Annotated in this window: 25 protein-coding genes and 1 pseudogene; 15 read left to right on the top strand and 11 right to left on the bottom strand. The window is 64.4% G+C overall.

Annotated features, from left to right (window positions below):
* Window positions 1-40: 40 nt before the first annotated feature.
* The 3 genes from ACQ651_RS07685 (at window position 41) to ACQ651_RS07675 (ending at window position 3,539) form a co-directional block, all read left to right on the top strand.
* A complete protein-coding gene (locus tag ACQ651_RS07685; RefSeq protein ID WP_227286587.1) occupies window positions 41-775 on the top strand; it encodes an RNA methyltransferase in 735 nt (244 codons plus the stop codon).
* 158 nt (window positions 776-933) lie between these two features.
* Complete coding sequence (ctaA, locus tag ACQ651_RS07680; protein WP_430448961.1) at window positions 934-2,061, top strand: heme A synthase; 1,128 nt, start codon at window positions 934-936, stop codon at window positions 2,059-2,061.
* Between the two features lie 5 nt (window positions 2,062-2,066).
* Window positions 2,067-3,539 (top strand): carboxypeptidase M32, encoded by a 1,473-nt coding sequence (locus ACQ651_RS07675; protein ID WP_430448960.1) that lies wholly within the window; start codon window positions 2,067-2,069, stop codon window positions 3,537-3,539.
* Window positions 3,540-3,551: 12 nt separating this feature from the next.
* Here ACQ651_RS07675 and ACQ651_RS07670 read toward each other — a convergent pair.
* The 3 genes and pseudogenes from ACQ651_RS07670 to ACQ651_RS07660 form a co-directional block, all read right to left on the bottom strand.
* Window positions 3,552-3,703, bottom strand: a pseudogene (locus ACQ651_RS07670) (IS5/IS1182 family transposase); the annotation flags it as partial.
* Between the two features lie 155 nt (window positions 3,704-3,858).
* A complete protein-coding gene (locus ACQ651_RS07665; RefSeq protein WP_430448959.1) occupies window positions 3,859-4,578 on the bottom strand; it encodes a hypothetical protein in 720 nt (239 codons plus the stop codon).
* A 73-nt stretch (window positions 4,579-4,651) separates the two neighbouring features.
* Window positions 4,652-5,446: an enoyl-CoA hydratase gene (locus ACQ651_RS07660; protein WP_430448958.1), complete on the bottom strand. Its 795-nt coding sequence runs from the start codon at window positions 5,444-5,446 to the stop codon at window positions 4,652-4,654.
* Between the two features lie 65 nt (window positions 5,447-5,511).
* On the opposite strand from ACQ651_RS07660, the gene ACQ651_RS07655 reads away from it, so the two are divergent.
* Window positions 5,512-5,934 (top strand): PaaI family thioesterase, encoded by a 423-nt coding sequence (locus ACQ651_RS07655; RefSeq protein ID WP_375552180.1) that lies wholly within the window; start codon window positions 5,512-5,514, stop codon window positions 5,932-5,934.
* 3 nt (window positions 5,935-5,937) lie between these two features.
* Here the strand turns inward: ACQ651_RS07655 and speD are convergent, their stop codons facing one another.
* Window positions 5,938-6,315 carry an adenosylmethionine decarboxylase gene (speD, locus tag ACQ651_RS07650; RefSeq protein ID WP_430448957.1) on the bottom strand — a complete coding sequence of 126 codons (378 nt, stop codon included), beginning with the start codon at window positions 6,313-6,315 and terminating at the stop codon, window positions 5,938-5,940.
* Window positions 6,316-6,484: 169 nt separating this feature from the next.
* On the opposite strand from speD, the gene ACQ651_RS07645 reads away from it, so the two are divergent.
* The 8 genes from ACQ651_RS07645 to ACQ651_RS07610 all read left to right on the top strand — a co-directional run bounded on the left by ACQ651_RS07645 (window position 6,485) and on the right by ACQ651_RS07610 (window position 12,742).
* Window positions 6,485-7,810, top strand: coding sequence for an NAD(P)/FAD-dependent oxidoreductase (locus ACQ651_RS07645; RefSeq protein ID WP_430448956.1), 1,326 nt, complete (start codon window positions 6,485-6,487; stop codon window positions 7,808-7,810).
* Between the two features lie 18 nt (window positions 7,811-7,828).
* Window positions 7,829-8,185, top strand: coding sequence for a DUF5368 domain-containing protein (locus ACQ651_RS07640; protein ID WP_227286579.1), 357 nt, complete (start codon window positions 7,829-7,831; stop codon window positions 8,183-8,185).
* A 177-nt stretch (window positions 8,186-8,362) separates the two neighbouring features.
* Window positions 8,363-8,824 (top strand): 50S ribosomal protein L13, encoded by a 462-nt coding sequence (gene rplM / locus ACQ651_RS07635; protein WP_121897853.1) that lies wholly within the window; start codon window positions 8,363-8,365, stop codon window positions 8,822-8,824.
* Window positions 8,825-8,826: 2 nt separating this feature from the next.
* Window positions 8,827-9,336 carry a 30S ribosomal protein S9 gene (gene rpsI / locus ACQ651_RS07630; protein ID WP_375552182.1) on the top strand — a complete coding sequence of 170 codons (510 nt, stop codon included), beginning with the start codon at window positions 8,827-8,829 and terminating at the stop codon, window positions 9,334-9,336.
* Between the two features lie 247 nt (window positions 9,337-9,583).
* Window positions 9,584-9,904, top strand: coding sequence for an antibiotic biosynthesis monooxygenase family protein (locus ACQ651_RS07625; RefSeq protein ID WP_227286577.1), 321 nt, complete (start codon window positions 9,584-9,586; stop codon window positions 9,902-9,904).
* 65 nt (window positions 9,905-9,969) lie between these two features.
* Window positions 9,970-10,854, top strand: a complete 885-nt coding sequence (locus ACQ651_RS07620) for an ABC transporter permease (RefSeq protein ID WP_430448955.1) — start codon at window positions 9,970-9,972, stop codon at window positions 10,852-10,854.
* Complete coding sequence (locus tag ACQ651_RS07615; protein ID WP_227286575.1) at window positions 10,851-11,651, top strand: ABC transporter permease; 801 nt, start codon at window positions 10,851-10,853, stop codon at window positions 11,649-11,651. The genes ACQ651_RS07620 and ACQ651_RS07615 overlap by 4 nt, the downstream gene beginning before the upstream one ends.
* Before the next feature lie 8 nt (window positions 11,652-11,659).
* On the top strand, window positions 11,660-12,742 hold the full coding sequence (locus ACQ651_RS07610; RefSeq protein ID WP_121897849.1) for an ABC transporter ATP-binding protein: 1,083 nt from the start codon (window positions 11,660-11,662) through the stop codon (window positions 12,740-12,742).
* A 69-nt stretch (window positions 12,743-12,811) separates the two neighbouring features.
* On the opposite strand, the gene ACQ651_RS07605 is transcribed toward ACQ651_RS07610, so the two are convergent.
* Entirely contained in the window at window positions 12,812-13,039 is a 228-nt protein-coding gene (locus ACQ651_RS07605) for a sulfurtransferase TusA family protein (protein ID WP_227286770.1), read from the bottom strand.
* Between the two features lie 95 nt (window positions 13,040-13,134).
* On the opposite strand from ACQ651_RS07605, the gene ACQ651_RS07600 reads away from it, so the two are divergent.
* The 3 genes from ACQ651_RS07600 to ACQ651_RS07590 are packed head-to-tail and all read left to right on the top strand — an operon-like array spanning window position 13,135 to window position 16,501.
* Window positions 13,135-13,887, top strand: coding sequence for a cytochrome c biogenesis CcdA family protein (locus tag ACQ651_RS07600; RefSeq protein ID WP_227286574.1), 753 nt, complete (start codon window positions 13,135-13,137; stop codon window positions 13,885-13,887).
* A gap of 41 nt (window positions 13,888-13,928) precedes the next feature.
* Window positions 13,929-15,164 (top strand): hypothetical protein, encoded by a 1,236-nt coding sequence (locus ACQ651_RS07595; RefSeq protein WP_430448954.1) that lies wholly within the window; start codon window positions 13,929-13,931, stop codon window positions 15,162-15,164.
* Window positions 15,161-16,501, top strand: a complete 1,341-nt coding sequence (locus tag ACQ651_RS07590) for a cytochrome P450 (RefSeq protein WP_430448953.1) — start codon at window positions 15,161-15,163, stop codon at window positions 16,499-16,501. Before ACQ651_RS07595 ends, ACQ651_RS07590 begins: the two co-directional genes overlap by 4 nt.
* A 46-nt stretch (window positions 16,502-16,547) precedes the next feature.
* On the opposite strand, the gene ACQ651_RS07585 is transcribed toward ACQ651_RS07590, so the two are convergent.
* From ACQ651_RS07585 to ACQ651_RS07560, 6 genes are all read right to left on the bottom strand, one after another.
* Window positions 16,548-16,766, bottom strand: coding sequence for a ribbon-helix-helix domain-containing protein (locus ACQ651_RS07585; RefSeq protein ID WP_227286571.1), 219 nt, complete (start codon window positions 16,764-16,766; stop codon window positions 16,548-16,550).
* On the bottom strand, window positions 16,763-16,942 hold the full coding sequence (locus ACQ651_RS07580) for a DUF4169 family protein (protein WP_430448952.1): 180 nt from the start codon (window positions 16,940-16,942) through the stop codon (window positions 16,763-16,765). The genes ACQ651_RS07585 and ACQ651_RS07580 overlap by 4 nt, the downstream gene beginning before the upstream one ends.
* Window positions 16,939-18,330 (bottom strand): class II fumarate hydratase, encoded by a 1,392-nt coding sequence (gene fumC / locus ACQ651_RS07575; RefSeq protein WP_430448951.1) that lies wholly within the window; start codon window positions 18,328-18,330, stop codon window positions 16,939-16,941. The genes ACQ651_RS07580 and fumC overlap by 4 nt, the downstream gene beginning before the upstream one ends.
* A gap of 87 nt (window positions 18,331-18,417) precedes the next feature.
* The gene (locus ACQ651_RS07570) at window positions 18,418-18,996 is read right to left on the bottom strand and encodes a class I SAM-dependent methyltransferase (protein ID WP_227286569.1); all 579 of its coding nucleotides are present in this window, start codon (window positions 18,994-18,996) and stop codon (window positions 18,418-18,420) included.
* Window positions 18,997-19,088: 92 nt separating this feature from the next.
* Window positions 19,089-19,595, bottom strand: a complete 507-nt coding sequence (locus tag ACQ651_RS07565; RefSeq protein ID WP_227286568.1) for an SspB family protein — start codon at window positions 19,593-19,595, stop codon at window positions 19,089-19,091.
* Between the two features lie 81 nt (window positions 19,596-19,676).
* Entirely contained in the window at window positions 19,677-20,045 is a 369-nt protein-coding gene (locus tag ACQ651_RS07560; protein WP_121897841.1) for a DUF4345 family protein, read from the bottom strand.
* Window positions 20,046-20,225 lie beyond the last annotated feature (180 nt).

Here is a 20,225-nt window from a genome sequence, read left to right as displayed (position 1 = left end):
GGGGATTGCGCGACGACCGGTGCGGCACTAGACGGGCGGCATGAGCGATCCTGTCTTTATTCTGGTTCGTCCGCAGATGGGCGAGAATATCGGTGCCGCGGCACGGGCGATGTGGAATTTCGGGCTGGACCGGATGCGTGTGGTGGCGCCCCGCGACGGATGGCCGAACGAGCGCGCGGTGGCGCTGGCCAGCGGGGCGGGGCGGCTGCTGGACGAGGCGGGGCTGTGCAGCACCGTGCCGGAGGCGATCCGCGACTGCACCTATGTGTTCGCCACCACGGCGCGCGCGCGCGGCCTGACCAAGCCGATCGTGACGCCGGAGCGCGCGATGGAACAGGCGCGCGCCATTCAGGCCCAAGGCGGCAAGGTCGGGGTGATGTTCGGCCCCGAGCGCGCGGGGCTGGAGAACGAGGATATCGTTCTGGCGGACGCGACCATATCGGTGCCGGTGAACCCGGAGTTTCCATCGCTGAATCTGGCGCAATGCGTCTTGCTGACGGCCTATGAATGGCGCCGCACCGGGGCCGAGGTGCCGCCGGAAGTGATGGAAATGGCGGGCACCGATTTCGCGACCGGTCTGGAACTGGAGAAGCTCGGCGATCATTTCGAGCAGAGACTGGAGGCGGCCGGTTTCTTCTTTCCCGAAACCAAGGCCGAGGGGATGAAGGTGAACCTGCGCAACATGTGGGGGCGGTTGCCGCTGACCCGCGCGGATGTGCAGATCCTGCACGGGATCCTGCGGCAGATGGTGCGTTGGGCCGGCAAGTCGCGCTGATCGCGGGGCGCGCGCCCGCGGCGCTTCGGGCTGCACCTCGATCCGTGTGGCACAATGCAAGGCGCCGTGGAGTCCGTGACAGGATGCCGCCGTCGCTTGAAGGGGCGCGGCGCTTGCGATAGCTCTGGCGGAAGGTCGATGGAGGCGGGGCAGGCGGCATGAGCCGGAGTATTTTCGAAGAGGTGACGGAGACGCAGAAACCCGCGGCGGTGCCCGGCGGGGTCAGCGGCGGGCGCGGGCGTGGGCGCGCGCTGGTGCGGGTCTGGCTGATGGTGCTCTTCGCGCTGGTCGTGGTGATGATCGCGGTTGGCGGGCTGACCCGGCTGACCGACAGTGGCCTGTCGATCACCGAATGGGCCCCGGTAACGGGCGCCGTGCCGCCGCTCAGCGCGGAGGACTGGCAGGCCGAGTTCGACGCCTATCGGGCGATCCCGGAGTATCAGCTTCAGAACCGCGGGATGAGCCTTGACGAGTTCAAGGTGATCTATTGGTGGGAATGGGGCCATCGGCAACTGGGCCGGGTCATCGGGCTGGTCTGGGTGCTTGGCTTCGTGGGCTTTCTCGCGACGCGCAGGATGCCTGTGGGCTGGACCGGGCGGTTGCTGTTGCTCGGGGCGCTTGGCGGTTTGCAGGGTGCGATCGGCTGGTGGATGGTTTCCTCCGGGCTGGAGGCGGGCATGCTCGATGTCGCCTCCTACCGGTTGGCGGTGCATCTGGGGCTGGCCTTCGTGATCCTGGGGCTGATCGCGTGGTATGTGATGGCGCTTGGCCGGGAGGAAGCAGCGCTGATGCAGGCGCGACGCAACGGCGACCGGCGCCTGAAGGGGATGTCCACGGGGCTCCTCCATCTGACGTTTCTGCAGGTAGTGATCGGGGCGCTGGTGGCCGGCATCGATGCGGGCCGCAACTATGTCGACTGGCCGCTGATGGCGGGCGGTTTCACCCCGCCCGATATGTGGGCGCTGGATCCGGTCTGGCGCAACCTGTTCGAAAATGACGGGACGGTTCAGTTCTTCCACCGGATCGTGGGCTATCTGCTTGTTCTCTTCGGCATCGGGGCCTGGTTTGCGGCGCGACGTTCGGCGCTTGTCAGCACGCGGCGGTCCTTCGACTGGCTGGCGGTGATCCTGTTCGGGCAAATGGTTCTGGGGATCGTGACCGTGATGCATTCGGCACCGTGGCATCTGGCGATTTTGCATCAGTTCGGGGCGGTGGTGCTGGTGGTTCTGGTGCTGCGCGCGCGGTTCCTGAGCATCTACCCGCTGCCACAATCGATAAGGGGATAGGACAGATGAGCGCGATGGCGGAGCTTCTGGCGTTTCAGCGCCAGACTGAGGCGCTGGCCCAGGTGATGGGGCGGCTGAGCTGGGATCAGGAGACCGTGATGCCCGAAGGGGCGGTGGAGCAGCGCGGTGAGGAACTGGCCGCACTGGAGGCCGTGCTGCATGGCCGCCGGGTCGATCCGCGGGTGGCCGACTGGTTGGCGGCGGCCAACCCCGAAACCGAGGCCGAGAAGGCCCATGTCAGGCTGATCCGGCGGGCTTATGACCGGGCGGCGAAAGTGCCCGCGGATCTGTCGGCGGCCATCGTGCGGACCACGGCACTTGCCCACGGGCAATGGGCGCGGGCGCGTGCCAGCGAGGATGTGGCGTCTTTTCTGCCTGTTCTGTCGGAAATCCTGTCCTTGCGGCAGCAGGAAGCCGCGGCGCTCTCGGGCGGCGGCGATGCCTATGACGCCTTGTTGCAGGATTACGAGCCGGGCATGACCGGCGCGGCGCTGGACGAGATGTTCGGTGCGCTGCGCCCGCGCCTTGTAGCCCTGCGCGCGGCGGTGGCCGAAAGCGGCCATGACCCGGCGCCGCTCAAGGGTGTGTTCCCGAAAGCCGAGCAACTGGCCCTGGCGGAGGAGCTTGCCCGCGCCTTCGGTTACGATTTGAACCGCGGCCGGATCGACGAGGCGGTGCACCCGTTCAGTTCCGGCAGCGGCCATGACGTGCGGATCACCACCCGGGTCGACAAGGCGGAGCCGTTTGGCTGCTTCTATTCCACGATCCATGAGGTCGGGCATGCCTGCTATGAGCAGAACATCGCGCCGGATCTGGTGCTCAGCGCCCTCGGACAGGGCGTGTCGATGGGCGTGCATGAAAGCCAGAGCCGGATCTACGAGAACCAGCTTGCCCGAAGCCGGGCCTTCACCGGCTGGCTCTATGGCCGGATGCGCGACCGGTTCGGTTCGCTGAACGTACAGGGGGAGGAGGCGTTTCACGCCGCCGTCAACCGCGTGGCACCGGGCCATATCCGGACCGAAGCGGACGAGGTGCATTACAACCTCCATATCCTGATGCGTTTCGATCTGGAGCGCGCGATGCTGGCGGGGGATCTGGCCGTGCAGGATCTGGAAGCGGCCTGGAACGACCGGTTTCTGGCCGATTTCGGGGTGGCGGTCGACAAGCCCTCGAACGGCGTCTTGCAGGATGTGCATTGGTCGGCGGGGCTGATCGGGTATTTCCCGACCTATTCGCTTGGCAATGTCTATGCCGGGTGCCTGCATCAGGCTCTGCGGCGCGATCTGCCGGATCTGGACGCTGCGCTAGCCACGGGCGATCCGTCCCCGGCGCTTGACTGGCTGCGAGACAGGTTGCAGCGCCATGGCGGGCTGCGCCCCCCGCGCGAGACGATTGAGCACGCCACGGGTGCACCGGTCGGCGTCGAGCCGCTTCTGGAGTATCTGGACGCGAAGTTCGGGGCGATCTACGGGTTCTAGGGTCTGGACCGGCAGCCAATAGATGGGGTTGCGGCTGGAGCGATTGCAGAGCGGAAGACCTTGGGACATCTGTCATGGCAGATTGCGACACGTCGCCAATCCTTGAGCCTACCGAACATGATTTCGATGCGATTGCGCCGCTGGTATCTGCGTTTGTCGGCTCGCATGGGCTTGGCAGGGCACTTTTGACCCGTGAGTCATGCCGTACGGAGAAAATCAATCAATCCTGACCCTGATCCCCGGTGCCCCCGCAAGCGTGGGCGCGTGGGTGTCGGTGCGGCAGGGTCGTCCTGCTACCGCACCGCCCGTGTTCAGGCGCTCAATAGAACTGTGTGTAGGTGAACATCCGGTCGTTTTGCGGCCCGAAGGTCACGCGCAACCCGAAGCTCACCACGTCGCCGTTATAGACACCGGTGGCGGGGCCGAAATCGTTTTCGTGGCGGGCGTAGATGGCATAAAGCTCCGCACTCTCGGTCACACCAAAGCCGATGCCGAGCGAGCCCAGATTGTAGTGGCCGAGGCTGTCGTCAAAATCGACCCGGCGCAGCATGCCGAGCAGGCGAACCCTGTCGGTCAGCGTATAGGACCCGTGGAGTTCGTAGAGATTTGCAGGCTCCACATCCGAGACGAAACGCCCGATCCGCGCCTCGGCCCGTACCCTGTCATTGAGGAAAACCCCCTCCACCCCGAGGAACTGGTCGCCATCGTTGAACGTGTCGGCGGCGGCCAGTACACCGAGCCGAACCGCGTCCGACGCATCGTAGAAAAGATGCAGTGCATAGGAATTGTTCGACTCGAAATCCAGAGACGGGTCGGAACTGTCGGTTTCGGAGGAATGGGCAAAGCCCAGTTGCGCGCCAAACCCGCCGTTGAAGGCGAACGCGATATCTGCCCCGATTTCGCGGGAGGTGACGGTAAAGCCCCCTCCGTCGTCATACTGCTGTTGTTCCAGCACGATGCTTGCGCCATCAAAGCTTTGCGCGGACGCGGCCGCGCCAAAGAAAGCCAGCGCGAGCGCCGGCAATAGTCTGTATGTCATGTATTGTGTCCCGATCCGTGCTGCCGGTCGTCCGCCGGCTTGTTCCGGGCCTCATGGCCCTTGCCGCTGTGTATCAGCCTTGCGACCAGTCCGGGATCCGTTTTTCGAGAAATGCCGAGATACCTTCGGCAGTGTCATCATTCAGCATGTTCTCCACCATGACCGCGCCGGTCATCGCGTAGGCTGCGTTCAACGGCAGTTCCAGCTGTTCGTAAAAGGCGCGCTTGCCGACCGTCACGGCGCTGCCGAGTTTGGCGGCGATGGTTTCGGCAAGGTCCATCGTTTCGCTTTCTAGCGCCTCGGAATGGACGGATTTGTTGATCAGGCCCAGTTCGGCGGCGCGATTGGCATAGATGAAACGGCCCGTGGTCAGCATCTCGAACACCTGCTTGCGCGGCACATTGCGCGACAGCGCCACCATCGGCGTGGAGCAGAAGAGCCCGATATTCACCCCATTCACGCCAAAGCGCGTTTCGTCGGACGCCACGGCCAGATCGGAGGAGGCGACAAGCTGACAGCCCGCCGCCGTGGCGATGCCATGGACCTGCGCGATGACCGGCTGCGGCAGGCGCGGGATCATCTGCATCACCTCGGCGCAGCGATCGAACAGGTCGCGGATCGCGATCGCGCCCTTGTCGGCCTCCTGTCTCTTGGCGCGAAGCTCCTTCAGGTCATGGCCGGCGCAGAAAGCCTTGCCCGCGCCACGCAGAACGACCACGCGCTGGCCGGTATCCTGCATCAGGCTTGAAAACTCCTCTTTCAGCCGCGCCAGCATCGCATCCGACAGGGCGTTGAGGCTGCCGGGCGCATTGAGTGTCAGGCGTGTGATCGCGCCGATATCTTCCCGAATCAAGATTTGCTCGGCCACGTCACACTCCCTTGCCAAGTCGCAGAAAACCCGCGAAGCCTAGGGCGAAAGAAGGGGGTGGCGCAATGGCGTTGGCGATGGACAAGGAGGCGCTGCAGGCGTTTCTGGCAACCGAATTCCCGCAGGTTGCCGATATCTTCCGGATCGAAGAGCTGGGCGAGGGCACCGCGCGTGTCCGCCTTCTGGTCACGGAGCAGCATCTGCGCCCGGGTGGGACCGTGTCGGGCCCGACGATGTTTTCGCTGGCCGATGTGGGCGTCTATCTGGCGGTTCTGGCGATGATCGGGCCCAAGGCGCTGGCCGTGACCACGAATTGCTCCATCGATTTCATGCGCAAGCCCGTGGCGGGCGCGGATCTGATCGGCCATACGACACTTCTGAAGCTGGGCCGGGCTTTGGCGGTGGGCGATTGCCTGATCTATTCCGAAGGCGGCGACAAACCGGTGGCGCGCGCGACGCTGACCTACTCGATTCCGCCCGAGCGCTGAGGGTTACTCCGCCGCGAGGTTCTTGGCCCCACCCGGGCCTCTTTCGATCTTGCTGACCCGAATGTCGGTGGCCGAAAAGGCGCGCCGCAGGACGTCGACCGCGGGCCAGGGCGTGGCGGTGCCACACATGAACACGTCGAACGCGCCATAGCCGATTTCGGGCCATGTATGCGCGGTGATGTGGCTTTCGGCCAGCATGGCGACGCCGGTGATCCCGTGGGGCTGAAACCGGTGCGTGTGCAGGTGCAGCAACGTCGCCCCGCAGGCCGCCACGCACTCGCGAAACGCCTGTTCCACGCGCGCCGCATCATCCAGGCCCGTGCCCCCGGTCAGTTCGATCAGAAGATGGGTGCCGAAGCTCTGGGAGGGTGTGTCGGGCAATGCGGGGCCGGCCTCTCGGGATCTGGATGCGGTGCGGTCCGTTCTGGCTAGTCAGGCGCCCGAGTCGGATCAAGCGGTTTTGCCCGGTTTGATCTATGTCAATGTTAATGGTTGTCGCCGTATACTATAGCGCCGGAAACCAATCACTGCGCCTTGGGGGAGAGGACAGATGCCTGACCAACCCGATTTCGAAACACGTCGCCGGCTTTTGGGCCTGATCGCCGCAGGCGGGGCCATCAGTGCGCTGCCGGCCGCGCCCGCCGCCGAGGCGCAGACCATCCAGAGCAGCGCCCGGATCGTGATCATCGGGGCCGGGGCGGCGGGCACGGCCCTTGCCAACCGTCTCAGCACCCGGATCGACGGCGCGCAGATCACCATCGTCGACCCGCGCCAGCGGCATCTTTATCAGCCGGGTTTCACGCTGATCGCGGCGGGGCTGCGTCCGGCGGAATACTCCGTCTCGGCCACGGCGGACTGGCTGCCGCGCGACATCACATGGATCGAGGGCGCGGCGACCGGCATCGACCCCGAAGCGCGGCGCGTGACCACGTCCACCGGGGACCGGCTGGACTATGATTATCTGATCGTCGCCTCGGGGCTGGAATTGCATTACGAGGGGATCGAGGGGATGTCCCGCGATCTGATCGGCCAGAACGGCATCGGCTCGGTCTATGCGGGCCCCGAAGAGGCGGAAGCGACCTGGCGCGAGATGGACCGGTTCACCGACGAGGGCGGCGTGGGGCTGTTCACCCGGCCCGCGACGGAAATGAAATGCGCCGGCGCACCGCTGAAATACACCTTCCTGACCGATGACTATGCCCGCCGCAAAGGCACCCGGGACCGGATGGAGATTATCTATTGCGCCCATTCCGGTTCGCTTTTCGGCGTCCCCATCGTGAACGAGAAGGTCCGCATGCTGTATGACCGGCAAGGCTTCGACACCCGCTACAACCGGGTGATGACGGCGATTGACCCGGGCCGGAAGGTCGCGACATTCCGCACCCCCGATGGCGGCAGCGAAGAGATCGCGTTCGATTTCACCAATGTCATTCCGCCGATGCGTGCGGCGCAGGTGGTGCGCGACAGCGGACTGTCCTGGCAGACCGGGGCGAACGGGGAACAGGGCTGGATCGAGGTCGATCAATACACGCTTCGCCATACCCGTTACGACACCGTCTTTGCGGTTGGCGACGTGGCCGGCGTACCCAAGGGCAAGACCGCGGCCAGCGTGAAATGGCAGGTGCCCGTGGTCGAGGACCAGCTGATCGCGCAGATCGCCGGGGGGCAGACGGACCATATCTATACCGGCTATACCTCCTGTCCGCTGATCACGCGGGTGGGCCGCGCGATGCTGATCGAGTTCGATTACAACAACGATCTGGTTCCCAGTTTCCCGGGCATCATCGCGCCGCTTGAGGAATTGTGGGTCAGCTGGCTGATCAAGGAGATCGGCCTGAAAGCCACTTACAACGCCATGCTGCGTGGCCGGGCCTGAGAGAGAAGGGGAAAGACCATGGAAAACCCGACGATCGGAACCTTCATCGCCGTGTTCGAGGAGATGTTCGGCCGCGGCCTGTTCTGGGGCCTTGTCGTGCTGGCGGTGATCATCACGCTGGCCTATGTCTTCGTGCTGATCCGCGACCGGTCGGTCAGCTGGCGGAAGTTCTTGCTTGCGCAGCTTTTCATGCCCATAGGCGCGGTGGCCGCGGTCTGGTTCGTGTTCGCGATCACCAAATCGCATTTGCGAGATATCGGCGGCCCGATCGACCTGATCCTTGTGCTCGGCATCGCCACATTGGGCGCGGTGGGCGCCGCGATCCTGGTCTATACCGTGCAATCGGTCCTGAAGGGGCCGGGACCGGCGGAATAGGGCGGGTGACGCCGAAATGTTCTGGGGTAAAATAATACCTTAATAACAAGCCTTTGTTTCGCAAGCATTTTAGCGAAACAAAGGCCCTTGACGCGGCGCGTAACTCCTTTAGAAGACACCCATCCCGCGGGCACCGGATGATGTGCCCCAAGACGACGTCTTCAAAGGACACCGAATATGAAAACCTTTTCTGCCACTCCGGCGGATATCGACAAGCAGTGGATCCTGATCGACGCCGAGGGCGTGGTTCTGGGCCGGCTTGCCTCGATCATCGCCACCCGGCTGCGCGGCAAGCACAAGCCGAGCTTCACGCCCTCCATGGATATGGGCGACAACGTGATCGTCATCAATGCCGACAAGGTGCAGTTGACGGGCAACAAGCGCGACAAACCCAATTACTGGCACACCGGCTATCCGGGCGGGATCAAATCCCGCACCACGGGCCAGATCCTCGAAGGCGATCATCCCGAACGTGTGGTGACCCAGGCGGTGAAGCGAATGCTGCCCGGCGGCAAGCTCAGCCGTCAGCAAATGACCAATCTGCGCGTCTATGCCGGCGCCGAGCATCCCCATCAGGCGCAGGAGCCTGTCGTGCTGGATGTGAAATCCATGAACCCTAAAAATACGCGGAGCGCATGAGCATGGCCGAGACACTGACATCGCTCGACGAGTTGAAAGGGGCCGTTGAAGACGGCGCCGTTCCCGCCCCCGAGGCTCCCGCCAGCCCGGACCCCGAAATCACCCGCGAGCCGGTGCGCGACGCGCTTGGCCGCTCCTACGCCACCGGCAAGCGGAAAGACGCGGTTGCCCGCGTCTGGATCAAGCCGGGCTCCGGCAAGGTCGTGGTCAACGGCAAGGATCAAAGCGAGTATTTCGCGCGTCCGGTTCTGCAGATGATCCTCCGCCAGCCGTTCACGGTTGCCGGTCGCGAGGACCAGTTCGACGTCATGGCCACGGTCAAGGGCGGCGGCCTCTCGGGCCAGGCCGGTGCCGTGAAACACGGGATTTCGAAGGCGTTGCAGCTTTACGAACCGGGGCTGCGCGGCGCCTTGAAGGCCGCAGGCTTCCTGACCCGCGACAGCCGCGTGGTGGAACGCAAGAAATTCGGCCGGGCAAAAGCGCGGAAGAGCTTCCAGTTCTCCAAGCGCTGAATTCGGCGACATCTCATGGCAAAGGGCTACCCGACCGGGTGGCCCTTTTGCCGTTTCCGGACCCGGTGCGCTTTCGGGCGAGGCGGCGGGGCGATATCGCCGGGCCATCTGTCCGACGCGCATTTTCATTCCCGTCGGATGCCGCTACATACACCGCACATGACCTTGATCGAGGCAATCGCATTGCGCTGCGCAATGTCCCAGAGGCGGTCGGTTTTTTTACGCAAGCGAAGAAAGGATGCCGCTTATGTATCTGACGATGAACCGTTTCAGGGTGAAGCTCGGTCAGGAGGAGGCCTTCGAGACGGTCTGGAAAACCCGGGACAGCCATCTGAAGACCGTCGATGGGTTTCAATCCTTCAACCTGTTGAAAGGTGCGGCGGATGACGACAGCCGCCTTTACATCTCCCACACCGTCTGGCGGGACGAGGACAGCTTCGTCGCATGGACCAAATCCGAGGCCTTCCGCGCCGCACACAAGGGCGCCAAGGGGAATGCGGAGATGTATGACGGCCCGCCGCAGCTTGAGATCCTGCACAGTGTTCAGGCGCTGAGCGTCGAGGAATAGCTTGCGCGCGGCTGCGCTTGTCGTAAACCTTGGTTCCTGAACCGGGCAGGGGGTACGGGACCTCGATGAGTCAGACCGCGCGGCTGCGCAGAGCTTTTCGGACAGACAGCGGCAAGGGTCTGACGCTGGTTGCTCCGCCATTCATCTATGCGCTTGCGATGCTGGCCGCGCCGCTGGGAACGATCCTGCTGTTCAGTTTCTGGACGCAGGATTTCCTGACCATCGACCGGACCTTCACGCTGGACAACTACCGCGAGGCGCTGTCGGATCCGCTCTATTCGGAACTTCTGTTCCGTTCGCTTCGCATTGCCGGTGCGGTGACGGTGGTCACCGTGCTTCTGGCCTTTCCCATCGCCTATTTCGTCAGTTTCCACGTGCGCCCGGACCGCAAGTCGCTCTGGCTGTTCCTGATCACCATCCCGTTCTGGACCAGCTACCTGATCCGGGTGTTCCTGTGGCGCGTGATCCTTGCCTTCGACGGGCCGGTGAACGGCACCTTGATGGGCCTCGGGATCATTGACGAGCCGTTGAGCTGGATCCTCTACAACGCCAATGCGGTCATCATCACCCTGGCCCATGCATTCGCACCATTCGCAATCCTGCCGATCTTCGTCAGCCTAGAAAAGATCGACCGCAGTCTGCTGGAGGCCGCGCGCGATCTGGGCGAAAGCCGGGTCGCGACGTTTTTCCGTGTGACCCTGCCGCTGGCCATGCCCGGCGTCCTGGCCGCGATCCTTATCGTGTTCATTCCAACGATCGGCGATTACGTGACGCCGCGTCTGGTCGGCGGCTCCGGCGGCACGATGATCGCCAACATGATCCAGACCCAGTTCATGCGCCTGAACAACGCACCCATGGGGGCGACGCTGGCGGTGATCGCGATGCTGAGCGTTACGGTCATCTCGCTGCTGCTGGTCTTCGTCACCCGTCGCTGGACGCGCGGCAGATGAGGGGGCTGAAGGTCTACGCCATCACCTATCTGGTGTTTCTCTATGCGCCGATCATCCTGCTGCCGCTCTTCGCTTTCAATGACGGCACGATCATCGCCTTCCCGTTGCAGGGCTTCACGGTCAACTGGTTCGTGGAACTGGCCCGGACCGAGGCGCTGCACGATGCCACAGTCAACTCGATCTTCATCGCGGTGACCACGGCGATTCTGGCCACCTGTTTCGGTCTTTTCGCGGCGCGTGCCGGAAACCGCCACAGCTTTCCGGGCAAGGGCGGCATCCTCGGCTTCGTCATGCTGCCGCTGGTCCTGCCGGAAATCATCGTCGCGGTCTCGCTGCTGGTGGCGATGTTGCAGGTGGGCCTGTCACCCTCGATCTGGACAGTCATCGCGGGCCATGTGCTGATCTGCACGCCGTTCTCGATCGCCATCCTGAACGGCAGTTTCGCGAATATGGACAAAAGCCTGGAGGAGGCCGCGGTGGATCTGGGCGAGACACCGGTTTCGACCTTCCGGCTGGTGACCCTTCCGCTGGTCATGCCGGGGATCGTCGCGTCGCTGCTGATCTGTTTCACGATCAGCCTGGATGAGTTCATCATCGCCTTTTTCCTGTCGGGGAACGAACCGACCCTGCCGGTCTATCTGTGGGGGCAGCTGCGCTTCCCCGGCCGGTTGCCGGTGATCATGGCGCTTGGGACGATCCTGGTGGTTCTGTCCATTCTGCTGCTGGTCACGGCCGAGTATTTCCGCCGCCGGGGTCTGCGCCGGGCGGGCCTTGACGACACCGGAGGGTTCTTGTGAGCGACACCATGCGCGGCCCCATCATCACCCTTGAGGGGGTGCAGAAGTATTATGGCGAGTATCACGCGCTGCGCGGCATAGACGCCGAGATCGGGCAGGGCGAGTTCTTTTCGCTGCTTGGCCCGTCGGGCTGCGGCAAGACCACGCTGTTGAGGGCGATCGCGGGGTTCGAGGATATCTCTGGCGGGCGCATCCTGCTGGACGGGCGGGACATGGACGGCGTTCCGCCGAACCGTCGGCCTACCAACATGGTGTTTCAGAGCTATGCGATTTTCCCGCATCTGAGCGTGGCCGAGAATGTGGGGTTCGGCTTGCGCAAGTCACCCATGAGCGGGGCGGAGAAGAAGACGGCCGTTGGCGAGGCGCTGGAGATGGTGGGGCTTGGCGGCTATGGCGGCCGCGCGGCCCATGCGCTGTCCGGCGGGCAGCGGCAGCGCGTGGCACTGGCGCGCGCACTGATCCTGAAGCCGAAGGTGCTGCTGCTGGACGAGCCGCTTTCGGCGCTCGACAAGAAGATGCGCGAGCAGATGCAGACCGAGCTGCGCCGGCTGCAGCGGCAGGTCGGCATCACCTTCATTCTGGTGACCCATGATCAAGAAGAGGCTCTGATCATGTCCGACAGGATCGCCGTGATGTTCGAGGGCGGGATCGCCCAACTGGCCCCGCCGCAGGACCTCTATCGCCGCCCCGCCAGCCGCAAGGTGGGCGAGTTCATCGGAATGATGAACTTCCTGCCCGCCCGCCTGATCGAGGCCGGCAACCCGTCGGTCGAGGTGGAGGTACCGGGCCTAGGCCGCGCGATACTGGAGCCCGATCAATGCCCGATGGGAACCGGCGGAGAGATCAGCATCGGGCTCAGACCGGAAAGCATGACACTGCTCTTCGATGGGCAAAACGCCGAACGTGTGGCGCAGGGCGTGGTCGAGGAGCGGACCTATTACGGCGACATGACCTATTACGACATCCGTCTGGATGGCGCCCCGAACATAGTCCAGGTTTCGATGCGGAACATGCCGGGCCGGCGGGTGCTGGACCGTGGGGACCGCGCCGATCTGGCCTGGGATGCGCGTGCCATGGTGCTGTTCTGCTGAAACGGCGGTAGATCGGGACCCTGCAAGAGGCCAGCTTGCAGGGGGTTTCGCTCGCCACGGATCAGGCTGTCAGCCCTTTCGGACCAGATAGGCGGTCGCACCGTCAAGATCCTCTGTCCCCAGAAAGCCGTGCCCCTGTTCGGCGCAGAAATGGGGCACGTCGACGAATGCAGCCGGATCATCGGCCAGAAGCCGCGCGACCTGACCCGCCTTCAGCGGGCCCATGCGTTTGCGCAGCCGCAGAACGGGAAGCGGGCACAACAGCCCGCGCGCATCGATATCCAGATCGAACTCCATCGGATATGCGGCATAAATCGCCGCCGTGCATCTGTCCACGGATATGTGACCGCAGCGCACGTGACCTTTGCGCCCGACCGGGATAGGCAGGAGACATGTTCGGAATCGATCTCTTCGATGCGTCGCTCTTGCCGGCGATGCTTGTGGCGCTGACCGCGGGCGTGCTGAGTTTTCTCAGCCCCTGCGTCTTGCCCATCGTGCCGCCCTATCTTGCCTATATGGGCGGCATTTCGATGAACGAGATGGCCGCCGCGGGTGCCGCGCGCCGCAAGGCCGTGGTCGCGGCGCTGTTCTTTGTTCTGGGCCTGTCGACGGTGTTCCTGTTCCTTGGCTTCACCGCGTCGATATTCGGGCAGTTCTTTCTTCAAAATCAGATACTTCTGGCGCAAATCTCAGGTGCCGTGATCATCGTCTTCGGGTTGCATTTTCTGGGTATCTTCCGAATTCCGATCCTGGACCGGGAAGCGCGGATGGATGCGGGCGACCGCGGCGGTTCGACCTTTGGCGCCTATGTTCTGGGGCTGGCCTTCGCCTTTGGCTGGACACCGTGCATCGGGCCGCAACTGGGCGCGATCCTGTCAATCGCGGCCACGGAATCGAGCGTCGAACGGGGCACGGCGCTTCTGGGCGTTTATGCCGTCGGTCTGGGATTGCCATTCCTGCTGGCCGCGGCCTTCATCGAACGGGCGATGGGGCTGATGACGCGGCTGAAACGCCACATGAAGACGATCGAACGGATCATGGGGCTGTTGCTGGTCGGCGTCGGCGTGGCGCTGATGACGGGGGCGTTTTCGGCCTTTGCGTTCTGGCTGCTGGAAACCTTCCCGGCGCTTGGCCTTTTGGGCTGAATTGCCATAGGTTGGCCCAACTCCAGATCTAGGCAGGGCTGATGAGCGACCCGTCCCCCCAAGAGGTCCACCGCCGCCGGGTGATGTATATCCCCGGCTATGACCCCGTGCCTCCCCGCAAGTACCGCGAACGATACCGCCGCGAGGCGGCGGCGCAGGCCGCCGTTTCGGGCTATGAGATCGCGCTCGGACCCAAGCGGACGGACGGCAGGTTCGGCTGGCATGTGCAGGCCGTCATGGAAGGGCAGACCGTCGAAACCGATGTCGAGGTCATGTACTGGTCCGACATCGTGCGGGCCTCCATGAAACAGGGGATCCTGGCCACCTATGGCCAGCTTGTCCGCACGGCATGGGCCTATATCGGGTCGGGCGCGCTGTTCCGGCTGATGCGGCTGCGCAAGGGGCCGGTCATCGCCGCGCTATATCCGGTCGTGTTCCTGCTTGTTCAACTGCTTCTGGCGCTGGGCGTCGGGCTTGCGACCGCGCTTGCGGTGGAATGGTTGGGTGTCCGGGTTCTGGGAATACCGCTGTCCTTTTTCGGTCTGGTGCTGGGGCTGGTGATGGTCTGGGCCGTGCTGGATCTGTTCCGCCGGCAGGATGGCCGGTTTCTGGCCTATTACCTGATGCATGACTACGCCTTTTCCGCGCGCTATGGCGGCGCCTACCCGCCGGCGCAGGAAGCACGGATGGCGGAGTTTGCCGACCGGATCGAGAGGGCGCTGCGCGGGGATGTGGACGAGGTGCTGATCGTGGGCCATTCCTCGGGTGCCTATATCGCGGTGTCGATCCTCGCGGATCTGATCCGCGCGGGCCGGGTGCCGGATCGGGGCCCGCGTCTGGCGCTGCTGAGCCTCGGGCAGGTGATCCCGATGGTGTCCTTCCTGCCGAAGGCGCACAGGCTGCGCGCGGATCTGGCCTTTCTGAGCACGCGCGTGGAGATCACATGGGTCGATGTGACCGCACCCGGTGACGGCTGCGCCTTTGCGCTGTGCGATCCGGTGGCCGTGACCGGTGTCGCCCCGGCGGAGAAACGCTGGCCCCTCGTGATCTCGGCGGCCTTCACCCAAACGCTCAGCCCGGCGCGGTGGAAGGCGCTTCGCTGGCGGCTGTTCGAGCTGCATTTCCAGTATCTCAACGCGTTCGACCGGCCGCGGGATTATGACTATTTCCGGATCACCGCCGGACCGCGCAGCCTGCACAGCCGGTTTGCCGGGCGCGCGCCGTCCAGAAGCCGGATCGAGCGCGCGGTGAACCGGTTCACGAGCGTGGCCGCATGATCCCGCCGAAACCGGTGCCCCGCCCGGACCGGGTTTCGCTGCTGCGCTATCTGCGGCTGTTCCGCGACGATATCCTGTCGGCGCAGCCGGCGCGGCTCTACCGCGCGTGGATGGCCGAGTTCCGCACGCCGTTCTTCCGCTCCTATCTGCTGAACCAGCCGGCCCTGATCGAAACGGTCCTGAAGGAACGCCCCGAGGATTTCCCGAAATCCGACCGCGTGGGGGAGGGGTTGCGCCCGCTTCTGGGCAATTCGGTGTTTCTGACCAATGGCGAGACCTGGAAGCGCCAGCGGCGGATCATCGACCCGGCCTTCGAAGGCGGGCGCCTGCGCGACACGTTCCCGGCGATCTGGGCCGCGGGGGAGGCCGCGGTGGCGCGGATGCCTGACGGCATCCTCGATGTGGAGCCCGAGATGAGCCATGCGGCGGCGGATGTGATCTTTCGCACGCTTTTCTCGCTCCCGATCGAGAACGAGATCGCCGCGCGCGTCTTTGCCGAGTTTCGGGAGTATCAGCGCACGCAGCCGATCCTGAACGCCGCCGCTTTCCTGAGCTTGCCGCGCTGGATGCCGCGCGGCCACAGGGCCAGAACCCGGGCGACGGCCCGGTCGATCCGCGCACTGATCACCCAGTTGACCGCCGCGCGCATGGCCGAGATCGAGGCGGGAACCGCGCCCGACGATCTGGCCACGAAGATCATGACAACCGCTGACCCGCTGACCGGCGAAACCTTCTCGACCGAGGAAATGGTCGATCAGGTGGCGATCTTCTTTCTCGCGGGTCATGAAACCAGCGCCAGCGCGCTTGGCTGGGCGCTCTGTCTTCTGGCGATGTACCCCGACTGGCAGGAAAGGCTGGCCGGGGAGGCGGAGATGCTGGACGGGCCCGATTTCTCCGTGATGTCCAGGCTGAAACTCAGCCGCGATGTGTTCCGGGAGGCGCTGAGGCTCTATCCGCCGGTGCCGATGATGGTGCGCGAGACCACCTGTCCGGAACGGTTCCGCGACAGGGATATCCGGGTCGGCAGCCAGTTGGTGATCTCCCCATGGCATCTGCATCGGCACAACCGGATCTGGGACAATCCCGACGGCTTCGATCCCGCGCGTTGGCAGACCGAGAATGGGCGGCGCTGCATGCGGGAGGCCTATATCCCCTTTTCCGCCGGTGCGCGGGTCTGCACGGGCGCGGGGTTCGCGATGGTCGAAGGGCCGCTTTTGCTCTCGATGCTGGTTCGTGCGTTCCGCTTCGAGCGCGTCGCGGGGCGCGACCCGGTGCCCGTGGCCTATCTGACAGTGCGGGCCCGCGACGGGATCGTCCTGCGCGTGACACGGCGGTAAGCTGCCGTCTGCCTATGGGTTTGCGCCGGTGCTTTGGGGCGCGCGCTCAACGCCCCGCGACGGTCTGGAGCACATAGACCCGTATCGCCGAGGCGAGCCCGCTTTCCAGCCCTCGCGCCTCGTCGACTTCGGCGGCCAGTTCGTTCACCGAAAGCCCGCGGGCCAGGGCGATGCGCTGAAATTCCTCCCAGAACGCATCTTCCAGCGACACGGATGTGCGATGGCCCCGCAAGGTCAGGGACCGCTTGCGGGGCCGGGCGTTCATTCGGTTTCGCGCTCGTGATCGTCAAGCAGCTTGCGCGCCTGCGCGTCCCGCGTGGCGTCCAGCATCCGCTCGGCCTTGCTGCGCCCGTGCTTGACGGCATTCGCGTCCGCCACCGCCTTCTTCTCCGCCCGGCTGCAGATCTTGCGGGCCTTGTTCAGGTTGACGATCTCGCTCATTTGGGGCCGACCATGTTTTCGGGCCGGACCACCGCCTCGAAGGTCTCCTCGTCGACGAAGCCGAGCGCGATGGCCTCCTCCTTCAGGGTGGTGCCGTTCTTGTGCGCGGTCTTTGCGACCTTGGTGGCATTGTCGTAGCCGATGGTGGGGGCCAGCGCCGTCACCAGCATCAGCGATTCACGCATCAGCTTGTCGATCCGCACCTCGTCGGCCTGCAGCCCGACCACGAGATTGTCGGTGAAGGCCACCGCGCTGTCGCCCAGAAGCTGCATGCTTTGCAGCACGTTATACGCCATCATCGGTTTGTAGACATTGAGCTCGAAATGGCCCTGCGACCCGGCAAAACCCACGGCCGCGTCATTGCCCATCACATGGGCGCAGACCTGGGTCAGCGCCTCGCATTGGGTCGGGTTCACCTTGCCCGGCATGATCGAGGAGCCGGGCTCGTTTTCCGGAAGGATCAACTCGCCCAGGCCGCAGCGCGGGCCGGAGCCGAGAAGGCGGATATCGTTGGCGATCTTGAACAGCGACGCGGCGACCGTTCTCAGCGCGCCGGAGATTTCCACCATCGCGTCATGGGCGGCCAGCGCCTCGAACTTGTTGGGGGCGGTCACGAAGGGCAGGCCGGTGATCCGGGCCATGTTGCCCGCGACCTCTTCGGCCCATCCGGGGCTGGTGTTGAGACCCGTGCCCACGGCGGTGCCGCCCTGCGCCAGTTCGTAGATCGCGCCAAGTGCCGCTTTCACCCGCCGGATGCCCATCGCCACCTGATGGGTGTAGCCGGAAAATTCCTGGCTCAGTGTCAGCGGCGTCGCGTCCTGCGTGTGCGTCCGGCCGATCTTGATGATCCCGTCGAAGGTCCTGACCTTCTCCTCCAGCGCCGCGTGCAGCTTTTCCAGACCGGGGATCAGAACCTCATGGGCCGTGACCGCCGTGGCGATATGCATCGCCGTCGGGAAGGTGTCGTTCGAAGACTGGCCCATGTTGCAGTGATCGTTCGGATGGACGGGCGACTTGCTGCCGATCTCGCCGCCGAGGATCTCGATGGCGCGGTTCGCGATCACTTCATTGGCGTTCATGTTCGACTGGGTGCCCGATCCGGTCTGCCAGACGACCAGCGGGAAATTGTCGTCGAGCTTGCCGTCGATCACTTCCTGCGCCGCTTCGATCACGGCATCGGCCAGGTTCGCATCCAGCTTGCCCGAGGCCTTGTTGGCCTCCGCGCAGGCGCGCTTGATCACACCCAGAGCCCGGACGATGGCCACCGGTTGCGTTTCCCAACCGATCGGGAAATTCAGGATCGAGCGCTGCGTCTGCGCGCCCCAGTACTTGTCGGCGGGAACCTCCAGCGGGCCGAAGCTGTCGGTTTCGGTGCGGGTTGCGGTCATCAGGTCGTCCTCCGGGGTTTCGCATGTCGCAGGGCAGGGGATAGCCCGGGCAGCGGGCCGGGTGCAACGGCAAGAATCGCGCCCCGCCTAGGACGCGGCACTCGCCTCTGCCGTCGCCTGGCGGAACCGGTAGACCCGGGCGGGGGGCATGTTCCACCAGATCTTGTGGCTGATATCCCAGCTGAGACCCAGTTCTTCGCGGATAACGGGCGTCACCGGCGGCTTCGGGCCATAGGTGAACTGCACATAGTCACAGCCGGGCCGGACCTTGGTGACCGTGCCGGTCAGGATCGCGCGTTGCAGGGCAACCGGCATCGACAGAAGCGGCAGGCCCGAGATCACGGCCTGGGCATCTTCGACCGGCAGGGTGCCCACATCGCCTGCGGAAATCTGATAGACGTTCAGGCCCGGAAACGCCGCGCGGAGGCGATCGCAGAACACCGGGTTCATCTCTATCGAATGAAGCTGTTCCGGCGGCAGGCCCCGGTCAAGGATCGCCCTCGTGATCTTGCCCGTGCCCGCACCAAGCTCGATCACCGGCCCGGCCGCCGGATCGACCCGCGCGGCCATCTCGCGCGCCAGCCCCTCGGAAGAGGGCGCAAGGGCCACGACCTGATGCGGCCGTTTCAGAAGCTGGGTCATGAAAAGCCGGAAATCGCTTGCCATCGGGGGACGTCCTCGGGTGCTGAAAGGCGTTGCCGGTCACAAGTCATGAATGCGCCCGTCAGGCAAGATCAAAGCTCGGGCGCGGGGGGCATTCAGTGAGGTTTTCGAAACCGGTCCAGGCTGACCACTTCGGCATCGCGAACCGCCGGGGGTTCTGCGGTATCGTCGGCGCGGGTCCGGCGCGCGTCGCCATCGGGCGGCGGCGGGTCGTCTTCGGGGTCGTCGCTTTTGGCGCCCCTTGTCTCGAACCGCAGACCGAACTCCACCGACGGGTCCACGAAAGTCAGGATCGCATCGAAGGGAATGCGCAAGGATTCCGGGTTGTCACCGAAATTCAGGGTGATCGAAAACCCTTCGTCATCGACCTCGAGCCCGTCATACCAGTGCTGGATGACGATGGTCATCTCTTCGGGGTAGCGGTCGATCAGCCAGGGGGCCAGATCCGCCTCGGGGTGCCGGGTGTCGAATGTGACGAAGAAATGATGTTCGCCGGGAAGGCCGTGATCGGCCACATCCTGCAAGACGGTCTGGATCAGACCCCGCATCGCGCGGTGCATCAGGCGGCCATAGGCGATGGTGTCCGGCGGTGTGTCTGGCATTTCTTCCCCGGCTGGCGGCATATGCCCTTTCACCATAGAAGATTCGTTTCGGATTGAAAGCCGATGGGCTTTGCGCCGCCGCTAGATATTGGCCAGAACCAGCCATGCCGCGAGCGATGCCTCGCAACCGAAAAAGGTCCAACTCTGGCGCGATCCGGCATCGTCGCGGAAAATGGACGTGATCCGCCCGATTGCCGCGCCCGCATAGGCAAAGCCCATGACCAGCCAGCCGAGGGGTTCGTTAAGCAGGAGCGCACCACCGGCCAGCCCGACGAAGAGACAGCCCGACGCGGCGGAAATCTCCGTATAGGCCATGTTGCTGGGCCCGGCACGCATATCCAGCAGGTCCATCGTCCAGCGGGGGGCCAGCCAGCCGGTGAGACCCAGACCAATCGTCAGAAACGCCACCAGCATGTTGACGATATCGACCGTTGTCAGTGCGCCAAGCATATGGCTCTCCCTGCATTGCCAAGTTTCCACTTAAACGGGCGGGGTGTCGGGATGGATCACTTGCAGTTGAAAAAACATCGCGCGAGGGCCGGGATCGGAGGGGCATCCGCAGGGCGGCTCCCCGATGGAGCGAGGCGTCGCCGGATGGCCCGCCCGCATGGGCAAGACAGATGAAGGAGG

The organism is Rhodophyticola sp., from assembly GCF_965284195.1.
Taxonomy (GTDB): Bacteria; Pseudomonadota; Alphaproteobacteria; order Rhodobacterales; family Rhodobacteraceae; genus Rhodophyticola.
Note: the sequence above shows the minus strand (reverse complement) of the source record. Positions and strands in the feature narration are given on the sequence as shown.

Bases quoted from the DNA above. Each gene is read 5' to 3' on its own strand.
- ctaA (WP_430448961.1), top strand. From the start codon at position 934: ATGAGCCGGAGTATTTTCGAAGAGGTGACGGAGACGCAGAAACCCGCG.
- ACQ651_RS07560 (WP_121897841.1), bottom strand. From the start codon at position 20,045: ATGCTTGGCGCACTGACAACGGTCGATATCGTCAACATGCTGGTGGCG.
- ACQ651_RS07610 (WP_121897849.1), top strand. From the start codon at position 11,660: ATGCGCGGCCCCATCATCACCCTTGAGGGGGTGCAGAAGTATTATGGC.
- ACQ651_RS07570 (WP_227286569.1), bottom strand. From the start codon at position 18,996: ATGGCAAGCGATTTCCGGCTTTTCATGACCCAGCTTCTGAAACGGCCG.
- ACQ651_RS07565 (WP_227286568.1), bottom strand. From the start codon at position 19,595: ATGCCAGACACACCGCCGGACACCATCGCCTATGGCCGCCTGATGCAC.
- ACQ651_RS07645 (WP_430448956.1), top strand. From the start codon at position 6,485: ATGCCTGACCAACCCGATTTCGAAACACGTCGCCGGCTTTTGGGCCTG.
- ACQ651_RS07625 (WP_227286577.1), top strand. From the start codon at position 9,584: ATGTATCTGACGATGAACCGTTTCAGGGTGAAGCTCGGTCAGGAGGAG.
- ACQ651_RS07665 (WP_430448959.1), bottom strand. From the start codon at position 4,578: ATGACATACAGACTATTGCCGGCGCTCGCGCTGGCTTTCTTTGGCGCG.
- rplM (WP_121897853.1), top strand. From the start codon at position 8,363: ATGAAAACCTTTTCTGCCACTCCGGCGGATATCGACAAGCAGTGGATC.
- ACQ651_RS07640 (WP_227286579.1), top strand. From the start codon at position 7,829: ATGGAAAACCCGACGATCGGAACCTTCATCGCCGTGTTCGAGGAGATG.
- ACQ651_RS07590 (WP_430448953.1), top strand. From the start codon at position 15,161: ATGATCCCGCCGAAACCGGTGCCCCGCCCGGACCGGGTTTCGCTGCTG.
- ACQ651_RS07585 (WP_227286571.1), bottom strand. From the start codon at position 16,766: ATGAACGCCCGGCCCCGCAAGCGGTCCCTGACCTTGCGGGGCCATCGC.
- ACQ651_RS07675 (WP_430448960.1), top strand. From the start codon at position 2,067: ATGAGCGCGATGGCGGAGCTTCTGGCGTTTCAGCGCCAGACTGAGGCG.
- ACQ651_RS07655 (WP_375552180.1), top strand. From the start codon at position 5,512: ATGGCGTTGGCGATGGACAAGGAGGCGCTGCAGGCGTTTCTGGCAACC.
- ACQ651_RS07580 (WP_430448952.1), bottom strand. From the start codon at position 16,942: ATGAGCGAGATCGTCAACCTGAACAAGGCCCGCAAGATCTGCAGCCGG.
- ACQ651_RS07600 (WP_227286574.1), top strand. From the start codon at position 13,135: ATGTTCGGAATCGATCTCTTCGATGCGTCGCTCTTGCCGGCGATGCTT.
- rpsI (WP_375552182.1), top strand. From the start codon at position 8,827: ATGGCCGAGACACTGACATCGCTCGACGAGTTGAAAGGGGCCGTTGAA.
- ACQ651_RS07685 (WP_227286587.1), top strand. From the start codon at position 41: ATGAGCGATCCTGTCTTTATTCTGGTTCGTCCGCAGATGGGCGAGAAT.
- ACQ651_RS07620 (WP_430448955.1), top strand. From the start codon at position 9,970: ATGAGTCAGACCGCGCGGCTGCGCAGAGCTTTTCGGACAGACAGCGGC.
- ACQ651_RS07615 (WP_227286575.1), top strand. From the start codon at position 10,851: ATGAGGGGGCTGAAGGTCTACGCCATCACCTATCTGGTGTTTCTCTAT.
- ACQ651_RS07595 (WP_430448954.1), top strand. From the start codon at position 13,929: ATGAGCGACCCGTCCCCCCAAGAGGTCCACCGCCGCCGGGTGATGTAT.
- fumC (WP_430448951.1), bottom strand. From the start codon at position 18,330: ATGACCGCAACCCGCACCGAAACCGACAGCTTCGGCCCGCTGGAGGTT.
- ACQ651_RS07605 (WP_227286770.1), bottom strand. From the start codon at position 13,039: ATGGAGTTCGATCTGGATATCGATGCGCGCGGGCTGTTGTGCCCGCTT.